General features: G+C 68.5%; 9 protein-coding genes. 8 read left to right on the top strand and 1 reads right to left on the bottom strand.

Annotated elements, in window-relative coordinates; all coding sequences use genetic code 11:
- Positions 1–195 precede the first annotated feature (195 nt).
- The 8 genes from NS4_RS00765 (at position 196) to NS4_RS00800 (ending at position 11,122) form a co-directional block, all read left to right on the top strand.
- Positions 196–549: an L-rhamnose mutarotase gene (locus NS4_RS00765; protein ID WP_174552049.1), complete on the top strand. Its 354-nt coding sequence runs from the start codon at positions 196–198 to the stop codon at positions 547–549.
- 54 nt (positions 550–603) lie between these two features.
- The gene (locus tag NS4_RS00770) at positions 604–1,968 is read left to right on the top strand and encodes an MFS transporter (RefSeq protein ID WP_063057514.1); all 1,365 of its coding nucleotides are present in this window, start codon (positions 604–606) and stop codon (positions 1,966–1,968) included.
- Between the two features lies 1 nt (position 1,969).
- Positions 1,970–3,157, top strand: a complete 1,188-nt coding sequence (rhaI, locus tag NS4_RS00775) for an L-rhamnose isomerase (RefSeq protein ID WP_063057515.1) — start codon at positions 1,970–1,972, stop codon at positions 3,155–3,157.
- 34 nt (positions 3,158–3,191) lie between these two features.
- On the top strand, positions 3,192–5,228 hold the full coding sequence (locus NS4_RS00780) for a bifunctional rhamnulose-1-phosphate aldolase/short-chain dehydrogenase (RefSeq protein WP_063057516.1): 2,037 nt from the start codon (positions 3,192–3,194) through the stop codon (positions 5,226–5,228).
- Complete coding sequence (locus NS4_RS00785) at positions 5,225–6,676, top strand: rhamnulokinase (RefSeq protein WP_063057517.1); 1,452 nt, start codon at positions 5,225–5,227, stop codon at positions 6,674–6,676. Before NS4_RS00780 ends, NS4_RS00785 begins: the two co-directional genes overlap by 4 nt.
- A complete protein-coding gene (locus NS4_RS00790) occupies positions 6,676–7,923 on the top strand; it encodes an alpha-hydroxy acid oxidase (protein ID WP_174552050.1) in 1,248 nt (415 codons plus the stop codon). The genes NS4_RS00785 and NS4_RS00790 overlap by 1 nt, the downstream gene beginning before the upstream one ends.
- 55 nt (positions 7,924–7,978) lie before the next feature.
- A complete protein-coding gene (locus NS4_RS00795) occupies positions 7,979–8,968 on the top strand; it encodes a LacI family DNA-binding transcriptional regulator (protein ID WP_063057583.1) in 990 nt (329 codons plus the stop codon).
- 135 nt (positions 8,969–9,103) lie between these two features.
- Positions 9,104–11,122 (top strand): polyprenyl synthetase family protein, encoded by a 2,019-nt coding sequence (locus NS4_RS00800; RefSeq protein WP_218020275.1) that lies wholly within the window; start codon positions 9,104–9,106, stop codon positions 11,120–11,122.
- A 902-nt stretch (positions 11,123–12,024) separates the two neighbouring features.
- On the opposite strand, the gene NS4_RS00805 is transcribed toward NS4_RS00800, so the two are convergent.
- Entirely contained in the window at positions 12,025–12,630 is a 606-nt protein-coding gene (locus NS4_RS00805; RefSeq protein ID WP_063057518.1) for an ABC transporter ATP-binding protein, read from the bottom strand.
- Between the last annotated feature and the right edge of the window lie 47 nt (positions 12,631–12,677).

A 12,677-nucleotide genomic window follows, 5' to 3' on the forward strand; every position in this document is an offset into this window, starting at 1 on the left:
ACGTCGGGTGTCCCCGGCCATGCGCTCGAACCGGCGACGACAGAACTTTCGCCGGCGACGTTCGTCGATGGCCAGAGTCCAGACGGCATCCGGTCGCTTCTCGGGTCCTGATAGCGGTGTTGACCCGATGGCTTCCCGGACGTACAGTGGCCCCACTCACATATTGAAACGTTTCAACGACGAGGCGGAACCCGGATGCCCGACACCATCGAACGAGTCTGTTTCCTGCTGGCCCTGCGCCCGGAGCGGATCGACGACTACCTCGCCGCCCATGCGGCGGTGTGGCCGGACATGCTGGACGCGCTGCGTACGGCGGGCTGGACGAACTATTCGCTGTTCCTCCGTCCGGAAGACGGACTGGTGGTCGGTTACCTGGAGACGCCGGACTTCGCGCAGGCGCAGGCCGCGATGGCGGCCACCGAGGTCAACGCGCGCTGGCAGGCGACGATGGCCCAGTACTTCCAGGCTCCCGTGACCGTCCGGGAGCGGCAGGGCGCGCGACCGGACGAGACGATGCACCGCCTCACCGAGTACTTCCACCTCGACTGAGCTCACGACTCACCCGACTACGCTCCGAGAACCCTGCTAGACCCGAGGAAGACCATGAAGGTAGGCGCACGAACCACCACAGGGTGGAAAGCGACGATATCCGTCGCGATGTCCAACTACATCGAGGCGGGCTCCATCATCGCCATCGCCACCAGCCTGACCTTCTGGCAGGACGCGTTCGGCATCAGCAACTTCGCCGTCGGCCTGCTGGCCGCGCTCAGCGCGAACGCGTTCGGCGCGGCGATAGGCGCCGGCATCAGCGGTCCGCTGTGCGACCGCTTCGGCCGCAAGGCGATCTATACCTACGACCTGCTCGTATACATGGCGGGCGTGCTGCTCGCGACCTTCGCCATGAACTTCGCGATGCTGCTGGCAGCCTTCGTGATCACCGGCATCGCGGTCGGTGCGGGCGTCCCCGCGTCCTGGACCTATATCGCCGAGCAGGCGCCTACGAACGGCCGTGCCCGCCATGTCGGCACCGCGCAGCTGGCCTGGTCGGTCGGTCCGCTGATCGGGTTCGCCCTGGCTGCCGCGTTGGCGCCGCTGGAACTGCTCGGCTCCCGGCTGATCTTCCTGCATCTCTTCGTGGTCGCGGCGGTGGTCTGGTGGATCCGGCAGGGCCTGGCCGAGTCGCAGATCTGGAAGGACGAGACCGGGTCCGGTTCCGGGTCGGTTACGGAGGTCACCACCGGCGGCCAGGGCATGCGCGGGTTGTTCTCCCGGCGGATCAACATCACCGCGCTGCTGGTGCTGATCGGTATCTACGGCTTCTGGAACACCGTCGCCGGCCAGGCGGGCATCTTCATGCCGCGGGTCTACGACAGTGCGGGCGTGCACAGCGCGGTGGCGCAGAACCTGCTGCAGGTGCTGGTGTGGGGCTGCACCGTGGCGGCGACCTACTTCGGTTTCATGGCCTACGCCGACCGGATCTCCCAGCGGCTGCTGTATGTGGTCGGCGCGGCGCTCGGTGTGCTGGCCTGGTGCGTACTGGTGTTCTTCACCGATGCCGGAATGCCGACGCTGCTGATCTTCGCAGTGCTGTGGGGCGTCTCCAGCGGTATCGGCGCGCAGGCTTTCTACAGCCTGTGGACCAGCGAACTCTTCGCCACTCCCTATCGGGCCAGCGCGCAGGGTTTCATGTTCTTCGTCGTGCGCTCGGCAACCGGTCTGCTCAGTTACTTCTTCCCGACCATGCTGGCCGCCACGGGGCTCACCGTCGTCGGTCTGCTGCTGATCGGCCTGCTCACCACGGCGCTGGCGATCGGCGCGCTCTTTGCCCCGAAGACCCAGGGAAAGACTCTGCGCGAAATCGAGGTCGAGCGATACGGCGCCCCGATTGCCGAATCCGCCGGAGCGGGAAGTCTCCCGGAAGTCGGGGCAGGGCGCGGTCTCGAGGGCGCTCCGGTGGGCGGGCGCTGATATGCCGAAGCCGTCCGCTGCGAAAGGAATATCGCCCGTGTCCATCGAGACCGTCCTGGAATCCCTCGCGATCGAACTGCCGTCCTGGGCCTTCGGCAATTCCGGTACCCGGTTCAAGGTGTTCGGCACCCCCGGCACGGCCCGTACGGTTCAGGAGAAGATCGCCGACGCGGCCACCGTGCACCGGCTCACCGGTCTCGCGCCGACCGTGGCGTTGCACATCCCGTGGGACACCGTGGACGACTATGCCGCGCTCGGCCGGTACGCCGGAGAACTCGGCGTTCGGCTGGGCACGATCAACTCCAACACCTTCCAGGACGACGACTACAAGTTCGGCAGCCTGACCCACACCGACAAACGGATCCGGCGGAAGGCGATCGACCATCACCTGGCCTGTCTCGAGATCATGGCGGAAACCGGCTCCCGGGATCTGAAGATCTGGCTGGCCGACGGCACCAACTATCCGGGGCAGGGCGATATCCGGGGGCGTCAGGACCGGCTCGCCGAATCGCTGGCGACCATCTACCAGCACGTGGGTGAAAACCAGCGCCTCGTGCTCGAGTACAAATTCTTCGAACCGGCCATGTACATGACCGATGTGCCGGATTGGGGTACCGCCTACGCCCAGGTCAGCGCGTTGGGGGAGCGGGCGGTGGTCTGTCTGGACACCGGCCACCACGCGCCGGGCACCAATATCGAGTTCATCGTGGCGCAGCTGCTGCGGCTGCGGAAACTGGGGTCGTTCGACTTCAATTCCCGTTTCTACGCCGACGACGACCTCATCGTCGGCGCCGCGGACCCGTTCCAGCTGTTCCGCATCCTGTTCGAGGTGCTGCGCGGCGGCGGGCTGGCACCGGAGAACGGGGTGGCGCTGATGCTCGACCAGTGCCACAACATCGAGGACAAGATCCCGGGTCAGCTCCGCTCGGTGCTCAATGTCGAGGAGATGACCGCGCGGGCCGCGCTGGTCGATCTCGGCGCACTCGCCGCCGCGCAGGAGTCGGGCGATGTGCTCGGCGCCAACGCCGTGTTCATGGACGCCTTCTACACCGATGTCCGGCCGCGACTGGCGGCGCGGCGCGCGGAGCGCGGTCTGCCGCAGGACCCGATGGCCGCCTACGCCCGCTCCGGGCAGCAGCAGCGGCTCGCCGCCGAACGCACCGGGGCCGCCGCCTCCTGGGGCGCCTGACCACACCGACCACCAGAAAGAGGAAGCATCTGTCATGACCCACCCCACGGTCGCGGAACTCATCGCCCGGTCCAACCGGCTCGGCGCCGACCCGAAGAACACCAACTACGCGGGCGGTAACACCTCCGCCAAGGGCACCGACACCGACCCGGTGACCGGTGAGCCCGTCGAGCTGATGTGGGTCAAGGGTTCCGGCGGCGATCTCGGCACACTCACCGAGGCCGGCCTGGCGGTGCTGCGACTGGACCGCCTGCGCGCCCTGACCGGCGTCTACCCGGGAGTGGACCGTGAGGACGAGATGGTCGCCGCGTTCGACTACACCCTGCACGGCCGCGGCGGCGCCGCCCCCTCCATCGACACCGCCATGCACGGCCTGGTGGAGGCGGCGCATGTGGACCATCTGCACCCCGACTCCGGGATCGCGCTGGCCACCGCCGTCGACGGCCCGGAGCTGACCGAGAAGATCTTCGGCGACCGGGTGGTGTGGGTGCCGTGGCGGCGCCCCGGTTTCCAGCTCGGCCTCGATATCGCCGAGATCCGCCGGCGCAACCCGCAGGCCGTCGGCACAATCCTCGGTGGGCACGGCATCACCGCGTGGGGCGATACCTCCGACGAGGCCGAGGCGCACTCGCGGGAGATCATCGACACCATCGAGCGATTCCTGGCGGCGAACGGGAAGGCGGAGCCGTTCGGGCCGGTGCTGCCCGGATACGAGGCGCTGCCGGAGCCCCAGCGCCGGGCGAAGGCGGCGGCGTTGGCGCCGTTTCTGCGCGGGCTCGCCTCCACCGACCGCCGCCAGGTCGGGCATTTCACCGATACCGCGCCGGTGCTCGAATTCCTCTCCCGCGCCGAACATCCGCGATTGGCCGCTCTGGGCACCAGCTGTCCGGATCACTTCCTGCGTACCAAGGTGGCGCCGCTGGTGCTGGACCTACCCGCCGACGCCTCGATCGAGCAGTGCAAACAGCGGCTCGCCGAGCTGCACGAGACCTACCGTGCGGAGTATCGCGCCTACTACGAGCGGCACGCCGACCGGGATTCGCCTGCCATGCGCGGTGCCGACCCGGCGATCGTGCTCGTCCCGGGCATCGGCATGTTCAGCTACGGCGCGGACAAGCAGACCGCGCGGGTCGCCGGTGAGTTCTACCTGAACGCGATCAATGTCATGCGCGGCGCCGAGTCGGTGTCCCGATACCGGCCGATCGACGAGTCGGAGAAATTCCGCATCGAGTACTGGGCACTGGAGGAAGCCAAGCTGGCGCGGCGACCGGCGCCCAAGCCGCTCGCCACCCGGATCGCGCTGGTCACCGGAGCGGCGTCCGGTATCGGTAAGGCCATCGCGCACCGGCTGGCCGCCGAGGGCGCGTGCGTGGTGGTCGCGGACCGCGACGGGGCGAAGGCCGTCGAGGTCGCGGCCGAGATCGGTTCGGCCGACGTGGCGGTCGGTATCGGCGCCGATGTCACCGATGAGGGACAGGTCCGTGCCGCGGTGGACGCGGCGGTACTCGCGTTCGGCGGTCTGGACCTGGTGGTCAACAATGCCGGTCTCTCGCTGTCGAAATCACTGCTGGAGACCACCGAGGCGGACTGGGACCTGCAGCACGACGTCATGGCCAAGGGCTCGTTCCTGGTGTCCAAGGCGGCGGCGCGGGCGCTGATCGATCAGCGCATGGGCGGCGACATCCTCTACATCTCGTCGAAGAACTCGGTCTTCGCCGGACCGAACAATATCGCCTACTCCGCCGCCAAGGCCGATCAGGCGCATCAGGTGCGGCTGCTGGCCGCCGAACTCGGTGAGCACGGCGTCAAGGTGAATGGCATCAACCCCGACGGCGTGGTGCGCGGCTCCGGGATTTTCGCCGGCGGCTGGGGTGCGCAGCGTGCCGCCGTGTACGGCGTGGAAGAGTCCGAACTGGGTGCCTTCTACGCCCAGCGCACCCTGCTCAAGCGGGAGGTGCTGCCCGAACACATCGCCAATGCCGCGTTCGCGCTGTGCAGTCGGGATTTCTCGCACACCACCGGGCTGCACGTACCGGTCGACGCCGGGGTCGCCGCGGCGTTCCTGCGATGAGCGCCACCGGCGCGGTCGCCGCCGTCGATCTCGGTGCCACCAGCGGCCGGGTCATGCTGGCGCGGGTCGGTCCCGGCCGTATCGCCATGCGGCAGGTCGCCCGATTCGCCAACGACCCACTGCCGCTGTGGCACGGCGATCGAGAGGCGCTGCACTGGGATCTTCCCGGTCTGTACCGGCATATCGGACGCGGCCTGGCCGAGGCCGCCCGGCTGGAACCGGGCTTGTTGGGCGCCGGGATCGACTCGTGGGCAATCGATTACGGTCTGCTCCGGCACGGCGCCCCGCTCGGACTGCCCTACCACTACCGCGACACCCGTTCGGTCGCCGGTGTGGAGGCGGTACATGCGGTCGTGGACCCGGGCGAGTTATACCGCCGGAACGGACTGCAGTTCCTGCCCTTCACCACGATCTACCAGCTCGCCACCGATCGACTCCGGGGCGCACTCGAATCCGCGGACGAGGCACTGCTCATCCCGGACCTGCTGGGCTACTGGCTGACCGGTGTCCGGGTCACCGAACGCACCAACGCCTCCACCACCGGACTGCTCGGGTTGGACGGCCGCTGGGACGACGAGGTACGGACCCGGCTGGGTCTGCCGGATCTTTTTCCGGACGTGGTCGAACCCGGCGCGACCCTGGGCCCGGTATTACCCTCGGTCGCAGCGGCTTTCGGGTTGGACCGGGCGGTGACACTGAGCACCGTCGCCTCGCACGACACGGCGTCCGCCGTGGCCGCGGTACCGATGGCGCCGGACACCGCCGCGTATATCTCCTGCGGCACCTGGGGGCTGGTCGGAGTGGAACTGCCCGCGCCGCTGGTCTCGGCGGCCGGACGGGACGCCAACTTCACCAACGAGGCCGGACTCGACGGGCGCACCCGCTATCTGCGCAACGTCATGGGCTTATGGCTGCTCAGTGAGTCGGTGCGGCACTGGCAGCGCACCGACAACACCATGGACCTCGCCCGACTGCTCGCCGCGGCCGCCGACGCCCCCCCTCCGGCGGCCGTATTCGACGTGGACGACCCGGTGTTCCTCACCCCCGGTGATATGCCCGGCCGGATCGCTGACTGGTACACGACCCGGGCGCTGCCGGCGCCGGACGGCCCCGTCCCGACGGCGCGTGCCATTGTGGAGAGCCTCGCCGCCGCCTTTGCCGCCGGAGTGCGGACCGCCGAGGAGCTGACCGGCATCCCGGTGCGCACGATCCACCTCGTGGGCGGCGGCGCCCGCAACCGGCTGCTGTGCCGGTTGCTGGCCGAGCACGCCGGGGTCCCGGTATTGGCCGGCCCCGTCGAGGCGACCTCGCTCGGAAATATTCTGGTGCAGGCCCGCACACACGGCCTGCTGCGCGGCGATGTGGACGCGCTGCGCGCCGAGGTGACCGCCGCGTTCCCGCCGCAGCGCTACGAGCCGCGCATCGAACCCGTCAGGAAAGCAGGCTGATGAAACGACAGCTACCCAAACCCCGTGATCTCGCGCCGCTGATGCAGTTCAAGAAGCCGCGCATAGGCGTGCAGCGGCGGCTCGACGCCGCCCTCACCATCGAGGACCTCCGCCGTATCGCCAAGAGGCGCACCCCGCGCGCCGCCTTCGACTACACCGACGGTGCCGCGGAAGGTGAGATCTCCCTGGACCGCGCGCGGCAGGCGTTCCTCGATATCGAATTCCACCCGGCGATCCTGCGCGACGTTTCCAAGGTCACCACCGGCCGGGAAGTCCTCGGTGGACCGGTATCGCTGCCGTTCGGTATCGCCCCGACCGGTTTCACCCGGATGATGCAGACCGAGGGCGAGTACGCGGGCGCCCGGGTGGCGGGCCGCGCCGGAATCCCGTTCTCCCTCTCCACCATGGGTACCGCCTCCATCGAGGATGTGGCCGCGGCGAATCCGCACGGCCGCAACTGGTTCCAGCTCTACATGTGGAAGGACCGCGACCGCTCCATGGCGCTGGTCGAGCGCGCCGCCGCCGCGGGCTTCGATACCCTGCTGGTGACGGTGGACGTCCCCGTGGCCGGCGCCCGCCTGCGCGACACCCGCAACGGCATGTCGATCCCACCCGCGCTCACCCCGGCCACCGTGCTCGACGCATTGCCCCGGCCGCGCTGGTGGATCGACTTCCTCACCACCGAACCGCTGGCCTTCGCCTCGCTGGACCGCTGGTCGGGCACCGTGGCGGAGCTGCTCGACTCCATGTTCGACCCGACGGTGAACTTCGAGGACCTGGCGTGGATCCGCGACCAGTGGCCCGGCAAGGTGGTCGTCAAGGGCATCCAGACCCTCGCCGACGCCCGGGCGGTGGTGGACACCGGCGTCGACGGCCTCGTGCTCTCCAACCACGGCGGCCGCCAACTGGACCGGGCACCCGTACCGTTCCATCTGCTGCCCGAGGTCGCCCGGGAACTCGGGCGTGACACCGAGATTCTCCTCGACACCGGCATCATGTCCGGCGCCGATATCGTGGCCGCGATAGCGCTCGGCGCCCGCTTCACCCTCATCGGCCGCGCCTACCTCTACGGCCTGATGGCCGGCGGCGAAGCCGGGGTGAACCGAGCGGTGGAAATTCTCACCGGACAGGTCGAGCGCACCATGCGGTTGCTCGGCGTCACCTGCCTGGAGGAACTGACACCGCAGCATGTGACCCAGCTGACCAGGCTTGCTCCGCGCCCGATCCCCGGCCAAGATCGAGGGTGAGCAGGCCACGGCGATGCCTGCGCGGACAGAGGAGGTGCCGGCGCCGGTGGTGAGCATGCGGGAGGTCGCCGCCGCGGCGTCGGTATCGGTCGGCACCGTCTCCAATGTGCTCAACGCGCCCGACAAGGTCGCACCCGCCACCGTCGAGCGGGTTCTCGCCGCCATCGATCGCCTGGGTTTTGTCCGCAACGATGCGGCGCGTCAGCTCAAGGCGGGCCGCTCTCGCTGCGTCGGCCTGGTGGTGCTCGATATCGGCAATCCCTTCTTCTCCGACGTGGCCCGCGCCGCGCAGCAGCGCGCCGCCGAACACGATCTCGTCGTGTTGCTGGGCTCGAGCGACGACGATCCGCACCGCGAACGCCGCTACCTGGAAACCTTCGACGAACAGCGGGTTTTCGGGCTCCTCATCTCACCGTCCGGAGAGGATCAGCACCGGCTCGTCGCCTTGCACAACCGCGGCGTGCCGGTGGTTCTGGTAGACCGCGACGGGCACGGCACGCCGTTCTCCTCGGTCGCCGTGGACGATATCGCCGGCGGCGAGCTCGCCGTTCGACACCTCTGTGCCGGCGGCCGCCGGCGCATCGCCGTGATCGGAGGCCCGGCCTCGCTGACGCAGGTGGCGGATCGCCGGGCCGGCGCGCAACGCGCCGTGGCCGAACACCCCGGTGTCACGCTCACTGTCCTCGATACCCCGGCCATGACCGTGCTCGCCGGTCGCGCCGTCGGCGAGCGCATCGCCGCCCGGCCCGCCGATGACCGGCCAGATGCTGTGTTCTGCGTCAACGACCTACTCGCGATCGGTGTGCTGCAGGCCCTCACGCTGCACGGCGTCGAGGTACCCGGCGACGTGGCGCTGGTCGGCTACGACGATATCGACTTCGCCCAGTCCGCGGTCGTCCCGCTCACCTCCATTCGTCAACCTCGGGCCGATATCGGCTCCGTCGCCGTCGACCTGCTGGTCGCCGCCGCGGAGGATGGGGGAGCGCAGCCGGAGCACGTCTGTTTCCGCCCCTATCTCGTCGAGCGCGCCTCCACCGCCCGCTGAGCCGGCTCGACACGGTCGCCGGCCAGGTGCGGTGTACGTCGAAGTCGTTCGATACCAACATCTTTGCGCGCGGGTGGTGACAGACTGACCGGCGGTGTTTGTAGAGGACCGATCCACCAAGTCAGGAGCGCGCTCGTGCCACGTGAAATCGATTCGGCTGTCTTCCCGCATCTGGAGGCGGACCTGGACCGCGTCCGCGACATTCTCGGACCTGTTCGACTGGAGAACAGACCGGAACTGACCGCGCTCACAGAAGAAGGGCCGGGCACCTCCCGACGTCTGGTCCGCCCGACTCTGACCCTACTGTCGTACTACCTGCTCGCCGATCCCGATACGCCGGCCGTCGACCGGGCGGTGCGCGCCGCGGCGGCCGTGGAGACGATGCATCTGGGGTCGCTCTACCACGACGACGTCGTCGACCACGCGGACCAGCGCCGAGGCCGTCCCAGTGCCAACGCGGTGTGGGGATCGCATATGGCCGTTCTGGGTGGGGACGCGGTGACGTTCTCGGGCCTGCGCATGCTGGCCGAACTCGGCCCGCGCGAGGTTCTCGCGGCGACGATCGCGGGCGAGCAGATGTGCGCGGGCATGGTGATCGAGGCCGCCGACCTCTACGTTCCCTCCCGCAGCGAGCAGTCCTATCTGGACACGATCGACGGGAAGACGGCGGCGGTGCTGTCGCTGGCGTGCCGGGTAGGGGCGATGCAAGCCGGTCGCTCCGAGGACGAAGAAGAGGCGTTGGCGTTGTTCGGCCGTTACTTCGGACTGGCCTACCAGCTGTACGACGACATCCTCGATCTGACCTCGACCGCCGAGGAAATGGGTAAACCCGTCAATGCGGATCTGCCCGAGGGTATCTACACACTTCCGGTGATCCGCGCGGCGGCCCACGACACGGACCTGGCCCGCCTGCTGCGCGGCAGAATGACGGGGGAGCAAGCCGCACGGGCCCGGGAACTGGTCATCGCCTCCGGCGCTGTCGACCAAGCCCGGGCGGTGGCCGACGAATTCATCGACAAGGCCGCCGGTCGGCTCGCCGACCTGCCCGTCGCCTCGGACGCCCGCGAAGTGTTGACCGCCTACATCCAGTCGATCCTCGACCGGCGCCCCGCTCACCTCGCGGTCGCCCAACCCCTGACACGGCCCTCCGAGGCTCCGGTCGACGACCTTCCGCCGCGGGTCGCGGAATGGCTGACGAGCTGGTTGGTCGATACCGGCCTCGCTACCTCTGCGGCCGAGGCCGACTACCACCGGTGGACAGGAGCGATCCGGAGCCGGGCACGAATTCTGGCCCCGGCGGCGGACGCGGCTCGCGAACAGACCGCCTACGGCATGGCCGTGCTGGCCCTCATGTGGGACGACCTCTTCGAGGATCCCCAGCTGACCGATCCGGAAGATGTGACCGCGCTGCGGCGTGGCATGGTGGCGACACTGCGCCAGGATCCCGAGGCACCGTGGCGGTCGGGCGCGATTCCGACGGCGTGGGCGAGCTTGTGGCCGCGGCTGCGTGAGGGTCGCACCGCTCGCTGGCAGGAGCGGTTTCTCGACGGCATCGAGGAATGGTTCGAAGCCGCCGAACGCGAAGCGCACCATCGCATCGACGGCTATATCCCCGCCACCGCCGACTACCTGCCATTGCGGATGTCGACCAGTGGACTGGAAACCGCCATCGCCGTGATGGAGATGTACCACGACCGGGAACTGCCCGCGAAAGTGCGCAATCACCCCGTCATCCGCCGTCTCGAGGAACTCGGCTTCTGGGTGACTTTTGTGGAGAACGATCTGGTGGGGCTGGCCCAGGACGAGGCCGACCGAGTCCCCTACAACCTGGTCAGGGCGGTCCGTCACGAGACGGGCTGCACCCGCGGCGAAGCCGTCGAGCAGGTGCGGCGCCAGGTCGCCGAGCATCGCGTCCAGTTCGAGGCAGCGATCCGCTACGTCCCCACCCTCTTCCGCGTGCTTCCCGGCCTGTCGGGCAAGGGGAAGGACTACGCGCAGATGTACGGAAGTATGGCGCGAATGGGGCTGTGGGGGCGTGAGAGCGATAGGTACACGCCGACGTCGAGTTCCGCGACTTCTGCGGCGCCGGACCTGGAACGCTTGCGCCGCGAGGTCTACTACCGGGCCACCGAACCGGCTCCTGCCGTGCTGTAGCTCTCGCAGCCGGCAAAGCAAGGGTGTGTCTGTCCCGGACTGTCCACCAGTGCGGACGGCCCGGGACACGCGCTCAGTGTTTCGCCGGCTGTCCGGACTTCGCCGGCCCGAGGATGCGGAACGCGGAGATCCGACTCCACCGCGTGGGTCCGAGGGACGAGCGGGTGCGCAGATGGAAGGCGACCAGTCCGGCGAGGGCGCTCGCGGTGAACCAGACCAGTTGCACGGCGAACCCCGCGAAGAGGGTGGTGTCGGAGAAACGGCTGCGGTCGAGGCCTGCATCGCACCGTAGGAAGGCAGCCAGCGTACGAATTCGCTGTCCGCGCCGCTGCTGGCGATGGGGTTCTGCACAGCCATGTCGAAACAGCTGATCATCGCTATGGCGAACATGCCCTCGACTTCGCGGCGCAGCAGCGCGCCGAGGGCGACACCCAGCGCGCCGTAGGTCATCGCCGCGCAGAACAGCGCCGCGGCGAGCTGGATCGGCCGTTGCGGCGACCAGTAGCAGCAGATGACAGCGGTGGCATAGACACAGACTCCCAGCGAGGCCACCACCAGACAGGCGATTTTCGCCAGAGCCAATGCCACCCGGGGGAATCCGGCCATCGACAGACGCCGGTCGAAGGCTCCGCTGCCGAAAGTCGCCGCGAACATCATGAACCCGATGATCAGCGAGACCGCGGTGAGGGCGCCGCTGATCTGGGCCAGCTCATTGCCGTCGGCGCGCAGCACGAGACCGGTGTCGCGGAGCCGGAACGGTACCTCGATATCGGTGACCGCCACGCGCACCAGAGTGATCAGAACGGGGACGAAGACGGCCACCAACACCATGGCGAACCGGTTACGCGCGTGCTCGACGAGGCCCAAACGCGTGGCGATCAGGAACAGTCGCAGGCCGTCGCTCATCCGGCTGTCTCCTGTCTGCTCCTGAGCACGCCCTCGTGCAACCGCCACACCTGATCCAGCCTGTCGGTGTCGTGTGCCAGATGCGAGACGATCAGCACCGACCGGCCGGTGTCTCGGAACTCCGCGACCAGATCCCAGAAACGTAGATACGTCTCCCAGTCGAAACCCTGATACGGCTCGTCGAGTAACAGCACCTGCGGATCGTGCATCACCGCGAGCGTGAGGTTGAGTTTCTGGCGCGTACCGCCGCTCAGCGTGGCGACCCGCTCACCGGCATATTCGGAGAAGCGCAGGATTTCCATGGTCTCCTCGGCCCGCCGCAGGTCCGCGACAGCGTAGGCCGCGGCGAAGAAGTCCAGGTGCTGGCGAACTGTGAACGCATCGTTGAGAACCACCCGCTGGGGGCAGTAACCGAACCGCCCGCGATGCCGGACCACCCCGCGGTCCGGTCGCAGCTCTCCGGAAAGCACTTTCAACAATGTCGACTTGCCCACCCCGTTCTCGCCGACGATTCCCACCAGCGCCCCCGCAGGCAACACGATATCGATGCCGCGCAGCACCGACCGCCTGCCGTACGAATGGTGGACGTCCTCCACTTCCATTCGCGCCCCTTGTCTTCCGCCGACATGGTGGTCGGTTCGCCGCACGC

It is taken from the genome of Nocardia sienata NBRC 100364 (genome assembly GCF_001613205.1).
In the GTDB taxonomy this organism is placed as follows: Bacteria; Actinomycetota; Actinomycetes; order Mycobacteriales; family Mycobacteriaceae; genus Nocardia; species Nocardia sienata.

Excerpts from the sequence above, each read along its gene's own strand:
- NS4_RS00765 (WP_174552049.1), top strand. The coding sequence starts at position 196 with ATGCCCGACACCATCGAACGAGTCTGTTTCCTGCTGGCCCTGCGCCCG.
- NS4_RS00770 (WP_063057514.1), top strand. The coding sequence starts at position 604 with ATGAAGGTAGGCGCACGAACCACCACAGGGTGGAAAGCGACGATATCC.
- rhaI (WP_063057515.1), top strand. The coding sequence starts at position 1,970 with ATGCCGAAGCCGTCCGCTGCGAAAGGAATATCGCCCGTGTCCATCGAG.
- NS4_RS00780 (WP_063057516.1), top strand. The coding sequence starts at position 3,192 with ATGACCCACCCCACGGTCGCGGAACTCATCGCCCGGTCCAACCGGCTC.
- NS4_RS00785 (WP_063057517.1), top strand. The coding sequence starts at position 5,225 with ATGAGCGCCACCGGCGCGGTCGCCGCCGTCGATCTCGGTGCCACCAGC.
- NS4_RS00790 (WP_174552050.1), top strand. The coding sequence starts at position 6,676 with ATGAAACGACAGCTACCCAAACCCCGTGATCTCGCGCCGCTGATGCAG.
- NS4_RS00795 (WP_063057583.1), top strand. The coding sequence starts at position 7,979 with ATGCGGGAGGTCGCCGCCGCGGCGTCGGTATCGGTCGGCACCGTCTCC.
- NS4_RS00805 (WP_063057518.1), bottom strand. The coding sequence starts at position 12,630 with ATGGAAGTGGAGGACGTCCACCATTCGTACGGCAGGCGGTCGGTGCTG.